The 23,774-nt window shown below is 28.4% G+C and carries 20 protein-coding genes, 1 tRNA gene, 1 other RNA gene and 1 pseudogene; 15 read left to right on the forward strand and 8 right to left on the reverse strand.

From position 1 onward, the window contains the following. Nucleotides 1-262: 262 nt before the first annotated feature. Together PWA39_RS00165 and PWA39_RS00170 are read right to left on the reverse strand one after the other, a co-directional pair. Complete coding sequence (locus tag PWA39_RS00165; RefSeq protein WP_124983454.1) at nt 263-880, reverse strand: hypothetical protein; 618 nt, start codon at nt 878-880, stop codon at nt 263-265. A 41-nt stretch (nt 881-921) separates the two neighbouring features. Beyond that, nucleotides 922-1,104, reverse strand: coding sequence for a hypothetical protein (locus PWA39_RS00170; protein WP_069099133.1), 183 nt, complete (start codon nt 1,102-1,104; stop codon nt 922-924). A 139-nt stretch (nt 1,105-1,243) separates the two neighbouring features. On the opposite strand from PWA39_RS00170, the gene PWA39_RS00175 reads away from it, so the two are divergent. The 8 genes from PWA39_RS00175 to PWA39_RS00210 all read left to right on the forward strand — a co-directional run bounded on the left by PWA39_RS00175 (nt 1,244) and on the right by PWA39_RS00210 (nt 11,633). Next, nucleotides 1,244-1,471: a hypothetical protein gene (locus PWA39_RS00175; RefSeq protein WP_274827452.1), complete on the forward strand. Its 228-nt coding sequence runs from the start codon at nt 1,244-1,246 to the stop codon at nt 1,469-1,471. Beyond that, nucleotides 1,459-2,490 carry a DDE-type integrase/transposase/recombinase gene (locus PWA39_RS00180; RefSeq protein WP_274827453.1) on the forward strand — a complete coding sequence of 344 codons (1,032 nt, stop codon included), beginning with the start codon at nt 1,459-1,461 and terminating at the stop codon, nt 2,488-2,490. The genes PWA39_RS00175 and PWA39_RS00180 overlap by 13 nt, the downstream gene beginning before the upstream one ends. 332 nt (nt 2,491-2,822) lie before the next feature. Next, a tRNA-Trp gene (locus PWA39_RS00185) sits at nt 2,823-2,896 on the forward strand. 33 nt (nt 2,897-2,929) lie between these two features. Then, nucleotides 2,930-3,421: a peroxiredoxin gene (locus tag PWA39_RS00190; protein WP_010321223.1), complete on the forward strand. Its 492-nt coding sequence runs from the start codon at nt 2,930-2,932 to the stop codon at nt 3,419-3,421. A 134-nt stretch (nt 3,422-3,555) separates the two neighbouring features. Continuing rightward, entirely contained in the window at nt 3,556-4,536 is a 981-nt protein-coding gene (locus PWA39_RS00195; RefSeq protein WP_069099270.1) for a prolipoprotein diacylglyceryl transferase, read from the forward strand. Between the two features lie 109 nt (nt 4,537-4,645). Further along, complete coding sequence (locus PWA39_RS00200) at nt 4,646-5,563, forward strand: NAD(P)/FAD-dependent oxidoreductase (protein ID WP_069099269.1); 918 nt, start codon at nt 4,646-4,648, stop codon at nt 5,561-5,563. A gap of 16 nt (nt 5,564-5,579) precedes the next feature. Further along, nucleotides 5,580-8,702 (forward strand): P97 family adhesin, encoded by a 3,123-nt coding sequence (locus PWA39_RS00205; protein WP_069099268.1) that lies wholly within the window; start codon nt 5,580-5,582, stop codon nt 8,700-8,702. Between the two features lie 6 nt (nt 8,703-8,708). Next, nucleotides 8,709-11,633 (forward strand): P110/LppT family adhesin N-terminal domain, encoded by a 2,925-nt coding sequence (locus tag PWA39_RS00210; protein ID WP_075949689.1) that lies wholly within the window; start codon nt 8,709-8,711, stop codon nt 11,631-11,633. Between the two features lie 296 nt (nt 11,634-11,929). Here the strand turns inward: PWA39_RS00210 and PWA39_RS00215 are convergent, their stop codons facing one another. Then, nucleotides 11,930-13,744, reverse strand: coding sequence for an IS1634 family transposase (locus PWA39_RS00215; protein WP_274827454.1), 1,815 nt, complete (start codon nt 13,742-13,744; stop codon nt 11,930-11,932). 597 nt (nt 13,745-14,341) lie between these two features. Next, nucleotides 14,342-16,417 carry an ATP-dependent Clp protease ATP-binding subunit gene (locus PWA39_RS00220; protein WP_053240167.1) on the reverse strand — a complete coding sequence of 692 codons (2,076 nt, stop codon included), beginning with the start codon at nt 16,415-16,417 and terminating at the stop codon, nt 14,342-14,344. Between the two features lie 164 nt (nt 16,418-16,581). On the opposite strand from PWA39_RS00220, the pseudogene tpiA reads away from it, so the two are divergent. From tpiA to rplA, 6 genes and pseudogenes are all read left to right on the forward strand, one after another. Continuing rightward, a pseudogene (gene tpiA / locus PWA39_RS00225) lies at nt 16,582-17,298 on the forward strand (triose-phosphate isomerase); the annotation flags it as partial. Nucleotides 17,299-17,495: 197 nt separating this feature from the next. Continuing rightward, nucleotides 17,496-17,762, forward strand: coding sequence for a 30S ribosomal protein S15 (rpsO, locus tag PWA39_RS00230; RefSeq protein WP_044285774.1), 267 nt, complete (start codon nt 17,496-17,498; stop codon nt 17,760-17,762). A gap of 50 nt (nt 17,763-17,812) precedes the next feature. Then, nucleotides 17,813-18,160, forward strand: an RNA gene (gene rnpB, locus PWA39_RS00235) — RNase P RNA component class B. 219 nt (nt 18,161-18,379) lie between these two features. Next, nucleotides 18,380-18,508, forward strand: a complete 129-nt coding sequence (locus PWA39_RS00240; protein WP_274827455.1) for a hypothetical protein — start codon at nt 18,380-18,382, stop codon at nt 18,506-18,508. 149 nt (nt 18,509-18,657) lie between these two features. Continuing rightward, a complete protein-coding gene (rplK, locus tag PWA39_RS00245) occupies nt 18,658-19,101 on the forward strand; it encodes a 50S ribosomal protein L11 (RefSeq protein WP_069099168.1) in 444 nt (147 codons plus the stop codon). Next, nucleotides 19,101-19,796: a 50S ribosomal protein L1 gene (rplA, locus tag PWA39_RS00250; protein WP_010321232.1), complete on the forward strand. Its 696-nt coding sequence runs from the start codon at nt 19,101-19,103 to the stop codon at nt 19,794-19,796. Before rplK ends, rplA begins: the two co-directional genes overlap by 1 nt. A gap of 105 nt (nt 19,797-19,901) precedes the next feature. On the opposite strand, the gene rpsT is transcribed toward rplA, so the two are convergent. The 3 genes from rpsT to PWA39_RS00265 all read right to left on the reverse strand — a co-directional run bounded on the left by rpsT (nt 19,902) and on the right by PWA39_RS00265 (nt 22,356). Next, nucleotides 19,902-20,174, reverse strand: a complete 273-nt coding sequence (gene rpsT, locus PWA39_RS00255) for a 30S ribosomal protein S20 (protein WP_044285775.1) — start codon at nt 20,172-20,174, stop codon at nt 19,902-19,904. A gap of 144 nt (nt 20,175-20,318) precedes the next feature. Further along, nucleotides 20,319-20,774, reverse strand: a complete 456-nt coding sequence (locus PWA39_RS00260; RefSeq protein ID WP_069099169.1) for a NanQ anomerase/TabA/YiaL family protein — start codon at nt 20,772-20,774, stop codon at nt 20,319-20,321. Nucleotides 20,775-20,871: 97 nt separating this feature from the next. After that, nucleotides 20,872-22,356, reverse strand: coding sequence for a TrkH family potassium uptake protein (locus tag PWA39_RS00265; protein WP_069099170.1), 1,485 nt, complete (start codon nt 22,354-22,356; stop codon nt 20,872-20,874). Nucleotides 22,357-22,590: 234 nt separating this feature from the next. On the opposite strand from PWA39_RS00265, the gene PWA39_RS00270 reads away from it, so the two are divergent. Further along, nucleotides 22,591-23,286 (forward strand): potassium channel family protein, encoded by a 696-nt coding sequence (locus tag PWA39_RS00270; protein WP_044284323.1) that lies wholly within the window; start codon nt 22,591-22,593, stop codon nt 23,284-23,286. 86 nt (nt 23,287-23,372) lie between these two features. Here the strand turns inward: PWA39_RS00270 and PWA39_RS00275 are convergent, their stop codons facing one another. Then, nucleotides 23,373-23,702, reverse strand: a complete 330-nt coding sequence (locus tag PWA39_RS00275) for a hypothetical protein (protein WP_158005233.1) — start codon at nt 23,700-23,702, stop codon at nt 23,373-23,375. Nucleotides 23,703-23,774: the final 72 nt, after the last annotated feature.

A 23,774-nucleotide genomic window follows, 5' to 3' on the forward strand; every position in this document is an offset into this window, starting at 1 on the left:
TTCATGAGTGTTTAGTTTTAAAATTCAGTGTTTTTGCTTTGATAGTTATTTTTCCTGAGTTTGCCATTTTGGTGGTGTTCCTATTTACTCAAATATTTGAAATAGGTGTGATTTTTACTTTTACTTCTTATTAAATCACTAATAAAAAAGGTAATTAACTTTTGCCAAAAAAGTTAAAAAGTGTCCAAGCCGGACACTTTTTAAGATTATCTCATCAAATTATGAACACTCCCGTTTCAAGCAAACAACTAAACATTAAAAACTACGGTTTGATATTTACTTTCGGCATAAAAAACCTTGCAATTGAATTTTTGTATTTATTATAAACTGCTTCAATTGTGTTTTTAATAAGTAGAGCTGATATTTTATGCAAAAACAATTGACTTATAACAATAATGATTAAACCTAACCCAAATATCGCAAAGTGAATAGAGAAATAACCAGTTTTAATAGGAAGAACTGCAATAATTATTGTTAATATTGGCAAGGAAATAAATGAAATAAATATATAAATTATTTGTAAAATAAAGATTCTATAATGAACGTGAAATAAAAAGATTTTTTTCTCCTTCTTGAATTCAATCTCATCAGGATAATTCCACATATCACGAATAATAATTCATCAGCGAGGTTCTAACGATCATTTTTCATATTTTTCTTCAAATTGATTGTTAGTTAAATTTAACGCTTCTTTTTTATATTTCTTTATAAATCAAACATATTTTATTAAATAATATAAAAATAAAATAAGTAATGCTGAAATTACACCCCAAATAATAATTTTACCTCATAACGTTGGATAATTAATAAGGAAATCGTTGTAACCGGCAGTGAGTGTTAAAAAAAATGTTTCTAAAAAAACAATTAAAAAGAAAAACAATTTAACTGCCCAGTTAAAAAAAAGATATTTAAAAAGAAGAGTTATTGCTTTCATGAAAAATTAATATCCTCAAGCAAGTATTTCCTCAATATCAAATTTTGAAAATTTATTATATTTCCTGATAATTTATTTATATTAGCTATAATTTTTCTAATTTTTTCTTTAAGATCATTTTCTAAAGCCCTTCCTGCAGCTAAAATATTTATTAATTCTAAATTTTTCATTTCACCTCTACATTTACTATTTCTATAATTAAACCTTATTATATATTATAATATTAAGTACAAGTTTAAAAAAAATAATAAAAAATTTTTCCTAAGTTAATATATTAATTTCAGACACATTCAAAAAAGGTGTGTTAAAATGAAACAATACAAATTTACAGTTGAAGACAAATTTAAATACATTAAAATTGCCGAATCTAAAGGGCTAAAAAACGCAATTTTGGATTTTGCAGAAGAATTTAGAGAAATTTACAAAAACAAATCTAAAAGTAAAAAAGCGGATAAAGAATGAATGTTGCATATATACGCTAATAATTTGATAAGAAATTGGCAAAAAAGTTTTATAATAATGATATGAAAAGTTTAATTAGTACTCGTGGAAAAATCAAATCTCCACGCAAACCAAAAAAGAAATATACAATTAACGATCTTTCCGAAAATGATCGTGGAATTTATCAAGAAATAGTGGAGAGGGTTCTTAAAAGATCCGGAATTGACCCCGCAATTATTCTTGAGGAGCTCAAAAAATTAAAACAAGAACAAGAGAAAGATAAAGATAAAATCGAAAATTGCACTAGAATTTGTAGCGTTTTTAACGTTAATCGCACTTCTATTTATGAGAAAATAAGGGTGAAAAAACCACCAAAGAAAATGATTTATGATGAAGACTTACTTGAGTGAATTCGTGAAAATTTCTATTTATATCGAAAGGTAAAAGGCCGCGACATCCTATATAATATTTACATAAATCAGGGAAATTATGTAAGCACGTACGTGTTTCAAAAACACTACGAATTTTTAGGATTAAAATCAATTGCTTATAAAAAGCAAGGAAAACCGGCACCAAAAGAGAAAAAGTTTACACGAATTTGGACTGAAGATCATATCAAAGGTGAATTTAGCTCAGAAAATTTTGGTGAAAAATGATTTGCTGATATTAAATTTATCAAAATTAACAACGAATGATTTTACCTACACTCAATTATTGAAACAAAATCCAATTACTTGCTCAATTTTTCGATTTCTAAAACAAGATTTTCAGAAGAAACTATAAACTTAGTAAAACAAACAATCAAAAAGTATAATATTAAACCAAAATTTTTCCATTCAGATCATGGCGTGGAATATGCGAACTACAAATTTGCTAATTTTTTAAAACAAAACAATATCCAACAATCAATGTCACCAAAAGGCAATGCCCTTGCAAACAGACCTATTGAATATTTTTATGCAGTTTTTCAACGAGAATTGCTTAATATTGAGGGCGAAAATTTTGAAAATGTAGCTATTGCTTATCAAAAAATAAGTGAATTTATTGATTGGTATAACTATGAAAGGCCTCAAAGTTGCTTATCATATAAAACTCCAAGCTATTATATGAGGTAAATTATTTGTCCAAATTTTTTAAAATGAACATGCTAGAAAAAATTAACAAAAGTGGTGCAATCAAAATCATAGGTAAAAAACTAATTGTCTGAGATTTTTCTACTTATTTATAAAAAATTTTTCCATCAATAAATTAGAAGAAAAAATTAACGAAAGTGGCAGAATCAAAATCATACATAAAAAAGTAATTGTCTGAATTTTTCTATTAATTTAGCTAAAAAATTTAGTAGGTTAGGATATAAATTTTTTCTGTAAACATAAACATTTTTTATTTAGCATTTAGTTTTTATTTATAACTTTTTAGGGTATAATTTAATTAGTTTGTGCAACAAGGGGGTTTAGTATAATGGCAGTACCATGGACTCCAAACCCATCAGTGAAGGTTCGAATCCTTTAACCCCCGCCAAAAAATTATTTTTAAAATACGAAAGGTGACAAGATGCAAACAAAATTCAAGAACAAAGCATATAATTTAGTTTCATCATTAATACAACCAGGAGAAAAACTAGAATTTACCGTTAGTGATATAAATTTTGATGTTGTTGACTTTAAAAATTTTGGAAAAACAACACTAATCTCGATTTTTCCGTCAATTAACACCAAAATTTGTGATGAACAAACAACATCCATCCGTGATTTATCAAGGAAATATTCACAATTTAGATTTATTTCAGTTTCACTAGATCTTCCTTCTGCGATTGCTCAGTGAAAAAATGCAAATTTATCCGAAAATATGGAGATATATTCTGACTATCGTTTGCGTAGTTTTGGACTAGCTACTGGATTTTTAATTGATGATGTATTTTTATTAAATCGTGGTTATATTATTGTTGACTCTGAAGGAAAAGTTTTAGTTGTTGAACCTAATTCTGATGTTCACGATCAAATTAATTTTGAACAATTAGAAAAACATCTTCAAAACCTTTCATAATTTTGCTAAAAACTTAAAAATTAATTTTTATTTACATATTCAAGAAATGCACATTTAATTGTGTATTTTTTATTTATTTTTTAAAAATAAAAAAAGTGGTATAATTTATAAGACAAAATAAAATAGGAATAACAATGAATGACCTTACAAAAATTCCCGCTGACCTAATAAATGAACGCCCTTTTAAAGAAGGTGAGGCTTTTTGGTTAATTCAGGATTGAATTCCAATTTATGCCCTCACAGTCGTTCTGGGTATGGTTGCGTCAATTATCACAATTTATTTTTTCTGAAAGCGCGAAGGTTACAAATTTGATCATTTAGCCGCGCTGATTTTTATCACAATTCCTATTTCTATTGTTGGAGCTCGTTTTGGATATATTCTTGAGCGTTTAGTGGTAGGGGATTTAACATCATTACAACAGTGATGAAATATTCGCCAAGGTGGACTTTCAATTCAATGAGGTGTTATTTTTCCAACTGTTGCAAATTTAATTTATGCTTATCGAAAACGGGCTAGTTTTGACTGACGAAAAGGCTTTTCTTTTATCTTGCCAGCGGTTTTAATTGGCCAATTTTTAGGAAGATGAGGAAACTTTACAAATCACGAAGTCTATGGATTTCTTGATCCTGAAGGTAAAACCGTAAATTGATTAGGTGATTTTATTCGAAAAAATATGTTTATTGCCGATAAACATGCGCCAAATGGTCAACTCCGTGTTCCATTATTTTTCTATGAATCACTAACTTCGCTATTTGGTTACTTGGTAATTGTATGAGTTTTAAATCTTTTTTCATGACTCAAACCAGGTTCAACAGGGGCGCTATACATTTTATATTACGGAATTGTTCGGGCTTCTATGGAATTTTTACGGCAAGAATCATATGTTTATTATTTTGTAATTGCAATTTTGATGATAATTCTGGGAATTTTGTTGTTCATCCGCTTTCAATTTTTCACAAATTACTATGTAAAAATTGAAAACAAAAAGTTAAAATTAGCATTTTCTGAAAGATACACAAAAGAAAACAGACGCTATATTGGTTTGCCTTGAATTAGATGGAATCGTAATGTTTCTGATCTTGCAAAATCAGAACCAAAAACCATAGAGGCTTAGTCAAAATTGAAATTTTACAACGAAAAACATTAGTTTTTAATGTTTTTTATAATTTAATATTATATAATTATTTATAATCGTTAAAATTTTATTCTTAAGGGGTCTAGTCATGGAAAATTATGATGTTATAATAATCGGAGCAGGTCCGGCTGGTCTAACAACCGCTCTTTATGCTTCTCGTGGTAATTTAAAAGTTCTAATTTTGGAAAAAGGAGCGCCAGGTGGGAAGCTTGTTTCACAATCTAAAATTGAAAATTGACCTGGAGATGAGTTTATTGATGGTGCATCTTTAGCACTAAGAATGTATAAACACTCACTAAAATTCGGAACAAAACACCGTTATTGTGAAGTTGATTATATTGAATCTAACTCACCTTTTGACCATAAAGTTATTTGTAAAGACGGTAAAACTTTCACAGGAAAATCCGTTGTTGTAGCTTCAGGAATGGTCGAAAGAAAACCGTTAGATATTAAAAATTACCTTGATTTTGAAGGTAAAGGTGTTTCTTATTGTGTTGTTTGCGATGGCCCTTTTTATGCCAATCAACCTTCAATTGTTATTGGAGGAGGAAATTCTGCTGTTGAGGAATCAAGTTTTTTAGCTTCAATAGCCTCAAAAGTTTATGTTTTAGTTCGTGATGACAAATTTATTGCCGAGCCACTTTTAATAGAAGAACTCAAAAAAAACAAAAATGTTGAAATTTTATTTAACGCTAAAGTTTTAGAACTCCGTGGAGACGGTGCACTTGAGTCAGCAATTATTGATCACAACGGTGAGCAAAAAACACTTGAAATTAAGTCACTTTTCCCATACATTGGGTTTTTGCCTGCTACTAGCTTTTTGCAAAAAAACCATAAAGAAATTCTTGATAAATTTAATTTTATTTCTGTTGACAAATACGGACAGTCAAAAATTCCTGGCGTTTATGCTGTTGGTGATGTTGTTACAAAAGAAATTAGACAAATTGTTACTGCCGCAAATGATGGTGCAATTGTTGGTAAAATTTTAACTAATCGAATTAAGTAAAAAAGGTTCCTATATAGTGAAAATAGTTAAGAAATTTTCCAAAACGAAATTTTTAACAAAAAAATCAAAAATTTTACTAGGGCTTACTTTATCCGCATCATTTCTTGGTGTTTTAGGAATTTCAGTCGGTATTTCTTATGGTTTTGGCTTAATTAAAAAAAATTCTTATCAAACAACTGTTGAGGATTTAAATAGAACAATAACTAAAATTAATGCTCTTAGTTTTAATGCTCAAAAAGTTTCTCCTTTTTCAACTTACGCCTCACTAAAAGAAGAGTGAAAAAAAATTCAAAACTCACCAAACCAAGGTGATTTTTTCGATCTTTTTAGCCTTGAAAATAAAAGATTGCAACCATATAAGTTACCAAACGGAATTTGACTTGAGTTTGTAGATGTAAAACCAGATGATGCCAATCAACAATTTAATGTTGAATTTTTACTCAAAACTCATAATCACTCGAGAATTATAAAATCTGACATAAGAACTGACAAAATTTCTATAAGTCCTAATTCAACTTTTTTTCTGGAAAATTTTTACCAAGCACTACAAATAAATCTTCAAAATATTAGACCATTTTCTAGAGGTGAGCAAAATAAAATCTCTCCTAAAATTTGGCTTGCAAGCGACTTTTTAGCGGAAGCAAATTCTGAGCAAAGTGCAGAAAGTTTTATTAAAAAGGTTCATGATTTTTTCGACTTTGACTTTGAGTCAATTTTAACTAACAAAAACTTTGCTATTAAACACGAAAATAAGTTAGTTTTTCCTTACAAAATTGAAATTATAAAAAATAATAAAAACACTTGAGTTCAACCTTCACAATTGAACTCAGATTTTTTAGAAATACAGGGTAAAATTAGCTTCACAGAGGAAGCTAAGCAAGTATTTCCAAAAAATTTTAATACAAATATAACTAAAAATTTTACTTTTTTACTTTTTGATTCAGCTAAAAATAAGTCTGCTTTCGTTGATCCTAAAGTTTTTATACAAATTCCAAAACTAACAGATCTAAAAGTTGATCAATTTTCACACGAAAATCAAGAAAACAAAGTTGATATTTCACAAAAATCAATATCTTGAGTTTATAACTTCCTTAAATACAACGAAGAAACAAAAGCATTAAAAACACCTGAAGAAGCAAAAATAGCTCTTAATTCTTTTATTAATTCAGATTTACAACTTGATTTTACCGATTATGATGACTTAGATCCAAAAATCAAGCAAAAATTTGGTTTTAATATTATAGTTGAAAAAATTCAACTTGATTCAGACGAGCAGTCATCGCTAGTTCGCATACCGTTTGAAATTTTTTATCCCCTTAATGATGAAGGTTCAGAAAAATTAACTAAAAGTTCCGAACTTGTTTTAAGAAATTTTAAAAATTCTGAATCCCAAGATGTTTCTACATTTGACCCTAAAAATTTTAGCCAAATTCCAGTTGTTAATTTAGATTATCCTACCGATAAAAATAAAAAAGATGAAGTCTTTTCATCTTTTGATTATGTTTCAAAAGATGAAATTCAAAGATTAATTGACTCAAATGCACACGAAGAAATTTATAATATTTTAATAAACTCTTCAAAATTTAATCTTAACTTTCCGGAAACTCAGATTTTAAATTCCTGAACTTTTAAGTACGATTTTCCAACTCTTTCTGAGTTTTCCAAAAGAACATTAACTCCACAAACACTAGAAAATAGCACAAATACGCGTGCTTTTTTTGAAAATAATCAAGAATTTATATATTTTGTAAAAAATATTTTGACCTTACCTAAAGAAGAAGCTCAAAAATATCTTAGAATTCTTTTTAATTCCCTTGCAGAATTAAAATCTGACACATTTGACGAAAATCAGCAAACTTCTGAAACTCAAAGTCTTGATTCAAACCCAAAAAATGAAACTGTTGCCGCACAAGCAACACAATTTCAGGAAACAGAAACTGAAAATTCTACAAACAACACAAATTCTCAAGGTTCTCAGCAACCCGAAAATCAAGGAAATCAACAACAAAACTCAGAAAGTCAAACTCCTGATACTAATTTTGCCCCAAAAATTAAGACTATTAATGAGAAAATTGTTTCAAATCTTCAAAATCAATATCTAATTACGGAATTTAGCGATTTAATTTCTAAAATTGAGGCCTTAAACCAAAAAAATGGACAGTCACAAGCGGAACTAAATGCTCAAACATTTTCTGAATTATTTATAGAAACTTATAAAAATAATAGTTTAGTCAAGCAGTTTGAAACACTTGGCGAAAATCTTTCTTATAAAATAGTTTTTCTAGCCAATCAACAATCAGAACAACTTGATTCTGAGGGTCAACCTTCAACTCCAAAACCAGTTGAGGTCGCTGATCAAGAAACTTCTGAAAATGATAGTAGTCCCAAAAAAGAGATTTTTACACTAGGTTATTATTATATTTTCACTTCTGCTACAAATAATAAAATTGTTTTTAGAACCCCAATTAATTCACTAAAATTAGATGTTTTTGCAGATCAAAATCCTCAAAGTGAAATTGAAGTCTTGTCCAATGTTGTTCTAAATTTTCCACAAAATCTTTTAAAATTAGAGCTTGATGAGTCTAATTTTGCAACCGCGCTTACATTTTCTAAAACCGCCGAAGAGGTTCTAAATTCTGAGTTTAATAATAAAGATAAAGATTTTAAAGAAACACTAGAGAGTATGAAAAAACTTTTTGGTTTTTCTACTTTTGTTCAAATTTATCCTTTATTAAACGGACATGGCCTTATATATAAAAAAGATAGTGTTTTTAAAGATAAATTTGGAAATTTGAAAATTAGATTTGCCGTAAAAAATCTAAATTCTACTGAAAAATCTCAAATTTTCATTCCAAACACTGTGAATAATGAGCAAAATAATCCTGATAATTCAGTGCAAAATCCTTCTACTCCTCAAGATTCACCTTCACAACCAGCACCAACCCCGTCAGTTCCAGCTTCACCTTCGACCCCGCCAGCACAACCAACTCAACCGCAACAAACTCAACAACCTGCAACTCAGAGCACGCAGCCGCAACTTAAAAATAATCTAGATCCTTTCATACCACAAGACAATGAAGCAAAATATCCGCTTATTTTTACAGTAATCAGACCAAAAAGGCAGTTAAATCGAAATTAGGAAAAAATGAAAAAAACTAAAATAGTAAGAAAAGTAAAAAAAGTTTCACACACCAGATCTTTAATGATTATGGCGACTTGGCCTATTGCAATTGGTGCAATTTTAGGTTTTTCTTATTTAACTTATTCGCTGGTTGAGTCAAAGTATTTTGATGTTGTTGATCAGCGAAATTTAGAAAAAACTGAAGTTAATCAGAGAGGGATTCAACTTTCAAATGAAGAATTTGGAAAAATTGTTGATCAAATGCAAATTGACGAGAATTTTTCCAAATATTCAGCCGAACAAATTCTCGATTTATCTCGTGATTCAGCGTCTAATTTTCATCTTACCACAATTTTTAACCTTACCAATTTTAGTTCAAAATATCCTTTTTTAAAACTTAATATCAACCCTATCAATAAATCTGATGTTGAAAATGATGATCTAGTTACAAAAGTTGTTAATAATAATTTAATTAACGTTGTTTTTTCGGCGCATGATCAATTTACAAATAAAACTTATTCAAAAGTTCATTCAATTCGTGGCTTCAATGGCAAAGGTGATATTCCATTTATAAGCTTTAATATTGACCAACAAAAGTCCGCTTTTATTTTACAAACAGCACAAATAAACCAAAAATGAAATGCACTTTCGTTTATTCAAGTGCTAAATTCTGAGTATAAAAATACAAAAGATGCTAAAAAAACCCTTGAAAAATTTGGTTCTTTTTTATTTTTAGACTCAAATGATAATTTAGTAAATTTTCCTGCGGGCACCTATTTTGATTTTGAAACAGACTCATCTGGAAACATAATTTTTAAAAATATCGACGACTCAAGTGGTAATTTGTGAATTTCCTTTGGGATTTTTGACTCAAATAAAACTAAAATTCGGACTTTTGATTTAAAGGTTTCAAATTTACTAGATTACGCACAAGTTACTAATTATCTTAATAATTTAATTAAAACTAATGATGAACTTATCATCTTGAAAGACGAAAAAATTCAAGAAATTGTTACACAAAATGTATCTTTATCTACCTTTTTAGTGTCCCAAACTGATCATAGCAATCTCTTTGATATATCAAAATTACAAAATTTATTCACAAATTCCTTACCAAATTTTAATGTAAGACTGTTTGGAACAAATATTCAAATGGACCGAATTGGTGAAGTTGAACTTATGGTTCAAATCGATTTTAAGGCTAAAGAAATTGAAAAACTAGCTCAAAATCAGGTATCTTTATTTCAAGATGTTGGCGAAAATAATTCTCAAAACTCAAGTCAAGAAAATCTAAATGATGCTCAAACTCAGGAAAATTACCGTAAATTTAATTTTATTTACACTTTAAAACCTTTCAAAAACTTAGCACAAAGATATTTGGATTCTGTGATTAAGGATAATGATCTCTACATTGTAAGACAAAAGTTTAATTATTTAGATGGCGCAGAAATTATTAATAATTTAAGGTCAATTAATGCTAGTTTTTATTCTTTTCAGGAAAATAGAAACACAAGTAAGGGCTTGGAAATTGTTAATTTAGAAAGCAGTCCAACTTATGATAGTTTAACTAGTCAAAGAGCAATTGTGACGTGATTTAAAGACTTTTTTAAAGATTCATTAACATTTCCGTCCTGAAAAAAAACTGATGAAAATGAGAAACCTGAAGAAGTTTTATCAAAAATTTTTGCTAAAATGAATGACATAATTAACTCTAAGCAAATTTTTTCTTACGGTGTTAAATATAATTTATTTTTTGAAAGTTCTACTGGCCAATTAACAATAACAATTAGTATTTATGACAGATTTAATAAAATTTTAGGTCAAAAAGATATAAAAATAAGTGGTCTGTCACCAACAAATCCTCAATTATTATTAGCCAAAGAAAATCAAGCAAATTTTTTTATTGACGGATCTGGCGGATATAATGTTGGCGAATCTGATGAAAGTAATTTATTTCACTCAGAAATTAAAGGCCTAAAATCAATCACAAACCCTCAAGTTTCGCTTGGCCTTGACTCTTCAAAAAGGCGTGATAAAAAAGTTAAACTTGTCAGAAATTCAGGGATTTTATATCCAAGTCTAAACGACAATTATTTAAAATTATTTTATAAAAGTGACGAAAATTTTGAAAGAACTGTAGCTTTTGAAGAAAATACTCCATTTTTTTATTCATTCTCAGTCCAAAATAACTTAGAACCTAACCAATCTAAAATTGTCCTTAAATTTATTACAGAACAAAACGGGGCTTCTGATCAACAAACAAATCAAGATCCTAATTTAATTTGAGTTAAAAAACTATCTAAAAAAAGTGATTTAACAAACTTAAATTCAGATTCAATTCCTGATAATACGCCAGTTTGGCTAATAGGTGTTTCAAAAAAGGCAGAAATCGAAACAAGTAGTACAAATACAAACCAAAATGGAAAAATTATTGGTATTTTGCCTGTTGATGAAGGTCAATTTACTAATTTTGTTCTTTCTTACAATGCTCTTAATGAGAATTTATCTTCAAATTCTGGGGGAACTCAAACTCAAAATCCTCAAAAGATAATTGTAAAAATTGCAACTTCAAAATCCAAAGATCAACCTCAAATTGAACTAGAAAAAAACTTTTGATCCACCCAAAATGCTTCTTCAACAACTTCAGGTTCTTCAACAACTTCAGGTTCTTTGACAACCTCAACAGGTCCAGCTTCAACATCAACAACAGTTCCAACTGCCTCAACAACATCTGCTTCCACAACAACAACAACAACAACAACTTCTTCACCCGCTTCTTCAACAACCCCTACAACCCCAGCAAAAACTTTAACCCTTCATTTTGGAGATGAAGAAAACAACAAAAACTCCGATAAATCAGAGGTTTTGTTTAGATATTTTATACAATTTAATAACCAATTTTCCAAAAAAGAAGATTTTGAAAAAGCCTTTGCAACAGCATTAAAATAAAACTATTTTTCTTTTTCCAAATATAGATTATTTTGTTTATAAAACAATCTATATTTGGAATTTTTTGTTATTCATCAGTCTCCCAGTTTGATGCAAAATTCACTTTTTAGATAATAAAAATATGCAAAAATACCGGTAAATCCAGGTTTTTTGACGCTAAAACCTTAATTTTTATAGTTTTGAAATTAACCTTTTGCAAAAAAAAAAAAAAAAATGCTTGGTCTAGGAGAAAATTCTGTTATAATTAGTTTCACTTAAGAATAATTAATAAATTTGGATTTTAGAATTAAGGGGAATTAGCTATGTTTTTTGCATAGAAAAATCAGAAAATGCGAATTATCCATTATATTTTTAGATATCCTGAGTTTCCCAGTTTCATAAGGTAATTTTAAAAAAGCATCTGGTTTTAGGTACTTTTTAAGTTTTTCGGTAAAAGTTAATAACAATTTTTTTACTGATTTATTAACACATCATAGTAAAAAATCATACCTATTTCAAATATTCGGATCACTAGGAACACCATCTCGATTTTTAAATGTTATTTGCTGATCTAAAGTGTTAAATTCAACCCTTTGCCTTAATTTTTGCAACATCGTTACTAAACCAATTTCAGTTAATTGATTGTTTTCAAATAACTTGTTATCACTAATATGTTTGTTGATTTTAAATATTATAGTTTTTAAAATAACTAGTGAGATAAAACACAAAAGTGTATGAGCTAGAATGTGCTCGTCAATTCTTAAAAATACGAGTAGAATATTCAACAAACCTTTTAGACTTCTAAAATTAGCTTCAATATTCCACTGTTTTTGGTATTTTTCAACTATGTCTAAGACATTTAAATTTAATATATTTGTTTCATAAACATAGTAACCATCAAATTGTTTGTCTTTGTCAATTTTATTTTGATCTAATTCAAATTTCATGTTTGAAATTTCCTTAAAATATTTAGGTTTTTTACCAAACAATTTGTTTACCTCAATAAAACCGTCTTTATTTTGTTTTTTAATAAAACTTTGGATTTGCTCTTCACGAGCTTTTCTGTCTTTTATTGCTCTTTTTTGTACTGTAAGTAATAATTCTTCTTCTAATATTTTCGGTGTATGTTTTATTCTTATAAGATGAATAAAATTCTTCTTTTTATACTTAAAATCCGCACTTACATTAACATAATCGCTTGGATCTAGTAAATAATTTTTAAATTTTTGAGTCCCTACCTTTGCACGATAAGAAATAATGAAATTATAGTTTCTTGATTCAAGAAATCGAATATTTGCAGCAGTTGACATGCCGCGATCAGCGATTATTGTCATATTTTTGATATTATATTTGGATTCAACATCTAATACAAAAGGGATTAATGTACTAGAATCGCCGGTATTCCCTTTAAAAACTTTAATATGAAAAGGAATACCATTTTTATCACACGCTAAGCCAATGACAATTTGGTCTTCTTTGAATTTAGCATCTTTAGAATAACCAGGAATTCTTAATCCATTTCTTTCAAATGTCTCAAAATAGACTGTTGATGAGTCAAAATAAAATTCACTGTCCCTTTTTCCAAGTTCGCTTATAACCATTTTGTTGACACTATTTAAAAGTTGATTTTGTGACTCATAGACAAGATCTAAAAGTCTATAAAAGCTATTTTTGGAAGTATTTATTTGATTTGAGTAGTCATCCTTTTTATCAAAAGCATTAATAATGCTGCCAGGATCAGTGATCCGTTTTGAAATTAAGTAGTTAAAAATTTCCTTCATATTTTTATGTCTACTTTTAGGAAGTGATTCAAAAATATTGTGCTTTTCAATAAGTTTTTCAATTAATTCCCGCCAACAAAAACCGAACGCTTCGATTATGCTTGAATTTTTAATAGAATCAAGTAAAATAGCCTTGACTTTATCTTTGTCATCTAAATTTGAAAACAATTTCAATTTTTCTTTGATAATTTGAACAGCATTTGGATTAATTTTTTCCAAATTCCGCTCATTTCCTAAACTAAATCAACGTTTTGGACCTTTGGAATAACCTTGTGTTCAGCCAACATATTTATATGGTTTATCTTTTGAAGATCCTCAAACACTAAATAAAAACAAATTTTGTTTTTTCATAATGTATAATTATACCATAAAATTACTTAAAATGCTACCAAATGCTACCAATTAAAATTAAGGTTTTACATTCAAAAAGCACCGATTTACGGGTCTTTTTCATATTTATATTCACTAAAAAGTGAATTTTTGCCTTCAAACTGGGAAACTCGGGAAAAAAAATGCTTGGTCTAGGAGAAAATTCTGTTATAATTAGTTTCACTTAAGAATAATTAATAAATTTGGATTTTAGAATTAAGGGGAATTAGCTATGTTTTTTGCATAGAAAAAATCAGAAAATGCGAATTATCCATTATATTTTTAGATATGATGGAATGCCTTAAATTTACCCGTTTAGAAATCTATAAATTTAGGGTTTTGTTTATTGTTCTTTCAAAACTTCATATGTTTTTTTAGGCTCAATGCAGATAAAAACGAGTTTTGTATTTGCATTGAGTTTGAATAGTAGTTGTATTTTTTATGATTTTTGTTATTTTATCCATAAATTGATTTTTGCTAGTGATTTAAAATAGGTAATTAACTTTTACCAAAAAAGTTAAAAAGTGCCCAAAACTGGACACTTTTCAAGATTATTTCATCAAACAGGAAAACTCGGAACTATTTTTCTTTTTCCAAATATAGATTATTTTGTTTATAAGACAATCTATATTTTGAATTTTCTGTTATTTCCTTTGTAACTATTTTTTGAGCAATAAAACTTTCTATATTTTTTTTGATAAATCTTTTGATAGGACGAGCACCAAAATTTTTATCATAACCAGAGTGAATAATTCAGTCAACAACAGAATCATTAAAATCTATCTCAAAATTATTTTCTATTAATCTTTTTTTGAAAGTATCAAGTTCTAGGTGGATAATTTCAGAAATTACCTCGTGATTTAAAGGGTTAAAGACAATAATTTCGTCAATTCTATTGATAAATTCAGGTTTTAAATATACTAATAATTCATTTTTGATGTTAGATTCGTCAATTTTTTTACCTTCAAGAATTTTGTTAGCGCCAATATTTGAAGTTAAAATAATAATTGTGTTGCGAAAGTTTACTTTTATAGATTTGCTATCAAGAAGCTCACCGTTATCAAGAATTTGTAAGAAAATATTAATAACTTCAGGATGAGCCTTTTCAATTTCATCAACCAGAACAATTGAATATGGATTTTGTCTAATTTTGTTAGTTAAAATTCCACCTTGTTCAAAACCAATATAACCTGGAGGAGACCCAATTAGCTTAGAAATACTATGTTTTTCCATATATTCTGACATATCAAGTCGAATAATTTGATTTTTATTGTCAAATAAATTTTGGGCAAGCGCACGAGCAACTTCAGTTTTTCCAACACCAGTAGGACCTACAAATAAAAAGGATGCAATTGGTCTCTGTTCGTCATTAATTTTTGCTTTAAATCTTAAAATGGCTTCTGAAACTGATTTTAAAGCTTGATTTTGTCCCTTAATGACTTTTCTAAGATTTTCCTCTAAATTAATATATTTTTGACTTTCGGATTCTAAAAGTTTGCCAATTGGAATTTTAGTTCAATTTGAGACAACTTTTGCAATATGATTCTCATCAAGAACGTTTGAAAATTCAGTCTGTTTTTCCTTTAATTTTTCCAATTCTTCCATAATTTTAGGAATTTTTACATACTTTATTTGCGAAGCACCCTGATAATCACCTTGGTCCATTAGTGTGTTTTGTTTGTGTTTTAATTCTTCAACTTTTGTTGACAAATTTGCAATTTTTGAAGCTAAATTTCGCGAGTCATTTCATTCTTTTTGCATTTGGTCAACCTGATTTTCAACCTCAGCTATTTGTTTTTTGAGATCTTTATTGTCCGAATTTGTCGAATTAATTTCCATCATTTTCAAATTAATTAACTTGCGCTTTGCTTTTTCAAGTTTTTCTGGTTGGTAATTAATTTCTACTTTTAAAGAAGCAGCCGCTTCGTCAACCAAGTCGATGGCTTTATCTGGTAAAAAACGGTCAAAAATATATCTATTTGCCATTTTTGCTGCAAAAATTAAAGCTGAGTCAAGAATTTTTACCTGGTGAAAATTTTCAAATCGCTCCTTAATTCCGCGCAAAATATTGATGGTATCAATAACTGAAGGCTCTGAAACCTCAACTTTTTGCATTCTTCGCTCGAGCGCTCCATCTTTTTCGATATAAAGTCGATATTCAGAATTTGTTGTTGCGCCAATTAATTTAATTCCACCTCGAGCCATTATTGGTTTTAAAATATTTGCAAAATCCATTGAGTCAGATCCAGATGAACCTGTTCCGATTAGTAAGTGAATTTCGTCAATAAAAATAATAAGTTCATCAGATTTTTGTTCAATTTCAGTTAAAATTGCCTTAATTCTTCGCTCAAATTCACCCTTATATGAAGCTCCAGCGAGAATACTTGTAAGGTCAAGTTCAAAAATTTGCTTATTTTTTAAATTATCAGGAACTTGTCCTGCAATTATTTTTAGCGCCATTCCTTCAACAATTGCTGTTTTTCCAACACCGGGATCACCAACTAGAACAGGGTTATTTTTTGTTTTTCTTGACAAAATTTTTATAATTCTTCTAATTTCAGAATCTCGCCCAATTACAGGCTCGATTTTGTTTTCTTTTGCTAATTTAGTTAAATTTCTTGCATATTTTTCAAGATTTTCGAGTTTAATTTCCATTTTTTTCTTCCTTATTTTTATTTTTTACATTAATGCAAAAATAATTATAACATATTTTTGTCACTCGTGGCAATTAAGTGCCAATTTTTTTTTATTTAAAGTAGAAACTTAAAAAAATAACGCTATTATTTTGGTTAATTTATGTTATAATTTTTAGTTATATCATGAAAAAAATTGTTATCGGGAATTGAAAAATGAATCAAATCAGAAAGGAATTTTATTATTTCCTTTATGAATTTGAGAAGCTTTTTAAAAAAAATCCAGGAAAAGTTGCTAAATCAATGGAGTTTGCAATTGCTCCTCCTTTTACTTTATTAAGTGAAATTTCTGAATCTGAGGTTAAAACATTAAAAATAGCTGCTCAAAACGTTAGCCAGTTCGAATCTGGGGCTTACACAGGTGAAATTAGCGCTAAAATGTTAAAGGATTTAGGTGTTAGTTACATAATAATTGGTCATTCTGAGCGAAGAATGTTTTTTAATGAAACTGATGAAGTTTTAGCTCAAAAAATTTGACAAGCACAAAAATACAGCATGACTCCCGTGTTTTGTGTTGGTGAAACATTAGAGCAATATGAAAATAAATTAACTAAGGAAGTTATAATTTCACAAATAAATGCCGTAAAAGACGTGCTAAATTTCGAAAAAGCGATAATAGCTTATGAACCAATTTGAGCAATTGGAACCGGTAAAACTGCATCTGCTACAATCGCCAATGAAATTTCGTCCTTAATTAAAGAAGAATTTGGCAAAAATGTTAGAGTTATTTACGGAGGTTCTGTTAACTCGAAAAATTATGCAGATTTTTTAAATTCAGAACTTATTGATGGTATACTTGTTGGTGGCGCATCATTAGATCCTAAACAATTTTATGAAATGGTAAAATTTTCTGATGCATGCCCAACAGATCCACTAAATTCTGGCATTTTAGAAGACGATAGTCATTGTGGATGTAATGATATCGATCTAGACGAATAATTTGCCTGTTTTATTAGTTAAATTTATGCTTGGTTTTAATAGTTTCGCGAATTATTGCTAGGTTTAAATTTGTTATTAATTTATTTTTTAAAGGAATTGAAATGATTTCAAAAGCGAAAAAACAAGAATTAATTTTAAAGTTTGGAAAAAACGCTAAAAACACCGGTGATACAGCCGTTCAAATTGCAATATTAACTGAAGATATTGAAAAATTAAAAGTTCATTTTGAAAATAATAAAAAGGACAAACACTCAATGCGAGGTTTTATTGCAAAAGTTAATAAACGTAAAAAATTACTTTCTTATTTAAAACAAAAAAGTTTTGAAACTTACAAAGAGACAATCGAAGCTTTAAATATACGTAAATAATTTTTAAATTTTTATACCAAATATTTTTAAAGTATGGTATAATTTAATTTTGCACAAGTCAACCGCTGGTATTTTTAAGTTTTTAATTTAAAAATACTTGAGGAAAGTCCGCGCTAGCACTACCTGCGATGGTAGTAGTGTTCATGTTGGATCTAAGAAATCCAAGCCTAGACGACAAGTGCCACAGAGACGAGTTTATTTGTTTATTATTTTATAAATTTTTCATAATCATTGTTCACTCCTAAAAAATCCTAACAAATAAAGTGAAACGCGGTAAACTCCATGAGCTAGAAACCTAAATTTTGGTAGGGGAATCCAATTTGGGAAACGAACTTAAATTGGAAGGTTGTAAAAGACCTAGATAAATGGTTGACTAATACAGAACGCGGCTTATTAGTGCAAAAAACAGCGAAAATTCGCTGTTTTTTATTTAAATGTACACTTTTGTAATTTTTTGCTCATTTTGTTTAGACTTCTAAAATCTTATTTATCACAAAATAAATTTGCACATCATACAAAATCATGATTTTTAAAAACATGCAAATTTTACTGATTTTTGGATTTTTAATAGTTTTATGGTAAAATTTAATGGTAAAAATTTACGGAGGTTAGAAACAATGAGATCGAGGAACATCTTAAATTGAGTTAAAATTAAAATTTTAAATTGATGGTCTTCAGTGGTCAAGGTTGACGAAATTGTTGTTTTATTTATAAAAATATTACATCTTTTTGTCGCTGAACACTAATTTAAAGAAATAAAAGCCACACGTCGTGGTTTTTTAGTCCAAAAAATTATCAGATAAATAATTTTTGTGGTATAATTTTAAATAAATTTTTGTGGAAGGTTTAAAACCGTTAACCACTAAGAGAACTAAAAAATAAAAGGATGCTCGAAATGGTAAAAAAAAATGTAGTTAGAGTTGCAAAATTGCAATTCAATGCCGGCCAAGCAAAACCCGGACCAGCTCTTGCAGGTCTTGGTATTGTAATGCCTGAATTTACAAGAAAATTTAACGATGAAACAAAAAATCGTGGAAGCGAACCAGTTCCTGTAAAAATTACTGTTTTTAAAGATAAAAGCTTTGAATTTCAGTTATATACAAGCCCAACTTCTTACAAAATTAAACAAGCTGCAAAAATCGAATCTGGATCTAAAAAATCTAAAGCTGAAAAAGTAGCTAAAATTACTCTTGCACAACTTAAAGAAATTGCAGAATATAAATTACCAGATTTAAATACTGATAATATTGAAAAAGCAATTCTTACAGTTTATGGAACCGCCAAACAAATGGGTGTTGAAGTTGAAGGTATCGAAGAATTTTTACAAGGAGTTAAATAATGAAAAAAATTTCACGTAAATTAGCTCAGTCTCGTGAATTAGTTGATAAAAATCATTATTATTCACTTGAAGAAGCGATGGAATTGGTTAAAAAAACATCATATACTAAATTTTCTGGCTCTGTTGATTTAGCTATTCGACTTAATTTAGATACTCGAAAAGCTGACCAACAATTAAGAGGTTCTGTTGTTTTACCTTATGGAACCGGGAAATCTGTGCGTGTGCTTGTTGCAACTGATTCTTCAGAGGTAGCAACTAAAGCTAAAGAAGCAGGTGCTGATTTAATTTATTCAACAGCTGAACTTGAGCAAAATTTAAAAATTGATAATTTTGACTTTGATGTTATTGTTGTTGAGCCTAAATTAATGCCAGTTTTAGGAAGATATGGGAAAAAATTAGGGCCAAAAGGACTTATGCCTAACCCAAAAACAGGAACAGTTACCCCTACACCAGAAAAAGCTGTTGCTGAAATTAAAAAAGGTAAAGCAAATTATCGCGCTGATAAATACGGAATTATCCACTCATTAATTGGAAAAACCAACATGGAAGCCGATCATTTAGTCCAAAATGCTAAAACTCTTTTACAGTTAATCCGTAAATTGAAACCAAATTCAGTTAAAGGAAATTATTTTAAAAACTTAACAGTTTCAGCTTCTATGGGTCCTTCAATTAAAATTCGCTTTGACAATTTGTAATAAAAAATAATCTATAAAATAAAAAAACCCTTTAAATTTAAGGGGTTTTTTTATTTTTGAGCTTCGAAAAATTTTCAAAAATTTATTATTAAAACAGGAAAGAGATTAAACTGTTGTTTTTTGATGTTTATTAACAAACAAATGAAGTCTAGAAATTTTTCGTGATGCTTTTCCTTTGTGGAAAACACCTTTTGATTTTGCCTTTGCAATTTCTTTATGAGCTTTTGCAACTAATTCATTTTGATTTTCTGCATGACTTGTAACAGCTAGTTTAGCCTTTTTGATTGCTGTTTTTACACGAGATTTAATTGCATTATTTCTTGCTCTTGCTTTTTGCATTTTGGTGATTGATTTAATTTTGGATTTTATATTTGCCATTTTTTTCCTATATTTATATATAATAGTTTATTTCAGCCCTTTAAAAAACGGTACTAAAAATTATACCATAAAAATATGTTATTTATACTTAAAAAATGAATTTTTAATCTCTAGACTTAATAAAAAAATTTAAACTTAATAAGACTAATATTCAACTTTAAAAATTATTTTTCTAACTGTACCAATTTGTCCAGTATATTTTGGTAAATGAGCATCGCCAGGTAGAAAAATTAAAAATTCGCCTTTTAACGGTCTAATTAAATTTCGGGTCGAATCTTTTTTATAAAGAGCTACATCATTTTCTTCAGAATAATCAGTTACTTTATTGACTAATTTCTCTGAAAAATCAAAGAAATATTGTTCTTTTTCGTCAATTACTACATGAACATCTGCGTATCGTTTGTGATATTCATAGAGAGCGTTTGTATCATCGAAACTTTCAAAATCAACATGTATAACAAAAATTCTGTCTTCATCAATTACAGTTTTACCTAGTGGTAATTTTGCTAGGTCAGTTTCTTTTAGATATTTTGCTAATTTTGCAAAATTTTCATTTAAACAACTATATTTGCTAAAATTTTCTAATTTGTCATAAATCATTTTCCACCCCTCTTTTATTTATATTTTTCTTAAATTATAGCAAAAAAAATTGATCTAAAAAAGAATAAATTTCAAATTAAACACTTTAAGTAAAAAATTATCCGATTAAAATATCTTCAGTTATGTATGTTTTATTCTGTTTGCCGATATTATCACCTTGTCAAACGTAAATAAATGAAGTAATTCCGAGCTGACCAATTAGCATAATAATCATAAATCCAATTTGAGAAACAACAGATAAATCTCGAATCAAACCGGTCGACAGACCCGAAGTTCCAAAGGCCGACATGACCTCAAAAATTAAATGATAAATTCTATAATCACCAGTTTTTTCCTGGTTTGAAATACTATCTAGCGAAAAACTCGAGAGAAAAACTACCGCTATTACTAAAATAAATGATATAAAAAACACAGTCGCGGCTGAAACAATTTTATCAGTTGTGATTTTTCGCTTAAATATATTAACATCACTAGTTCCCCTAAGTTTTGACAGAACCACAGCTATAAAAATTCAAAAAGTTGTAACGCGAATTCCTCCACCTGTAGAAGAAGGCACAGATCCAATAAACATTAATAAACTTGTTAAAAATGTGCTTGGTTGAGTTAGTTGTTTTAAGTCAAATGTGAAAAAACCGGTTGAGCGAGTCATAAAATTATGAAATAATAATGCAAATGATTTATCAAATCAGTTGCCATTTTGCTTTTGATTTCAAAAAGTAAAAGGAGAATTTGAACTAGCCTCAAAAGTAATTAAAAGAATAAAACCAATTAGGGCAATAACAAAATAGCTCAAAATTGAAACTTTAGTAAATAAAGAAAATCTAAATCTTTTTATTTTCTGTTTAGAAAGTTTAAGTTTAAAAAAGCTAAAAAAGTCATAAATTACCGGGTAGCCAATTCCTCCTATTATTGTCAGAATTATTATCATAATTTGCAAAAAATAAGCGTGATAATAAGGTTCAAAACTATTTGGTCCGATTATATCAAAACCAGCATTATTAATTGCAGAAATGCTATGAAAAACAGCAAATCTTAGTGACAAAGATATATTTTTATAAGGTGATTTTTGAAATGAAAACTTTTGTGGATCAGCATCATAAAAATAAAAATAAAGACTAAGAGTAAGGCTACTAATCAAAACAAGAATCATAAAAAAATTAATAGAAACCTTAATTACGCCCTTTAGTTCGCTTAATTTACTTGAACCTCTTTCGATTTTTAAAATTTCACGTGACAAAATGCTTAGTTTTTTTCCAAATAAATGGTTAAAAATGTAGAATTTTATTGCAAAAATTCCAATTCCACCCATAGAAATCAAAATTGCAATAATAGCTTGGCCAAAAACATTAAAACTTGTGCCAGTGTCAACCAAACTAAGTCCAGTATCACTAAAGGCAGAAACTGAAGTAAAAAGAGCCGAAAAAAAATTAATTTTTTCTGAATTTTCAGAGTGTGAAAACGATCCTGTTAGAATTCCGGCCCCAAGAAGAATAACTAACGTGTAAAAAGTAAAAATAATATGTATCTTTTTAAGAGAAAAAATGGACCGCAGAAAATTTTTGATATTAATTTTCAAGTTCATTATTCCTCGTTTTAATGGTGACTAAACTAAAAATAGTTAGTAATTTACTTATATAAAACAAACAAAAAAGCTAAATTATTATATTATACATTTTTTTTCAAAAAAACCAAGTAAAAACAAAAAAACTTAAAAACAGACAGAAAAACTACCCTATAAAACATTTCCATTTAGAAACCTTCAAAAATTTTCTGATTTTTGAACTAATTTATTGTTTTTTAGATAAAATTTAAGCAAATGAAACGAGCAAATATTTGTATAATTGGTGCCGGACGACTAGGTAGAGCAGCAATAACCCAACTAGCAGAATCAGGCCACAATATTATTGTCATTGATAAAAGAGCTGAAAATTTAAAATTTATTCGTGAATTTGCAACTGTAGAACCAATTATAATGGACGCTAGCGACATAAATGCAATTCGTAATGAAGTTGGACTTGAAGATATAGACACAATAATCGTTGCTACTTCAGATAATATTGAAATTATTGCGACTTTATTAGAATTACAGACAGAAATTAATTTTTTTAACAACTTAAAAATAGCCGCGCGTGCTGTTAATAAAAGACATGCTCGTGTTTTAAAACAGATCGGTGTCGACTGAATTATTAGTCCTGAAGAAGAAGCGGGAATTAAAATGGCGCTTTTAAGTGTTGATAAAAATTTCCTGAATTATGCAGATAATCTTAAAGAAATAGCAAATGGAATATTTGCTGGAAGTGTTAATGTAAAATCACCAAACTACATTAATAAAAGTATAAAAAACGCTAATTTACGTCAGTATAATGTCAACGTTGTCTTAATTAAAAGAAATAAAGAAACAATTTTGCCGGCAGCAGAGACAATAATTCACCAAAATGATGAGATAACAATAATCGGAAAAATCGGCGATGTTACAACAGTTTTGCAAAAAATGGAGTCTATAAAGAGCTAAAATTGGAAAATTTTAGGAAAAAGTGCTTTAAAAGTTCCTGGAACAACGGTACAAAATTTTATTTTTGCTAAATTCGCAAAAACTGGTTATATTACAACAGTTTTGCAAAAAACGGCGCCTATAAAGAACCAAAATTGGAAAATTTTAGGAAAAAGTGCTTTAAAAGTTTCCGGAGTAACAGCATAAAATTTTATTTTTGCTAAATTCTTGTGAAAAGTTAAAAATATAGTATAATTTTTCAATAATCATGGATTTTGGAAAATACTATTTATATTTACTAAAATATTACATGTTTGCGGCATCTCTCTTTGATGATGCTGCTTTTTTCCATGAATCTGCATCAGAAGATATTTTCGATAAATTCCCCACCACTCTTCATTAGAGAAGATTTTTTTCTTCAAAGATGAAGTTTTCATATTTTTTTTAGAATAAAATTACATTTTTTTATTTAAATTAGATATTGTTTTTAATTTTATCTACTCAAGAGG

This window comes from Mesomycoplasma ovipneumoniae ATCC 29419, from assembly GCF_028885435.1.
In the GTDB taxonomy this organism is placed as follows: domain Bacteria; phylum Bacillota_I; class Bacilli_A; order Mycoplasmatales; family Metamycoplasmataceae; genus Mesomycoplasma; species Mesomycoplasma ovipneumoniae.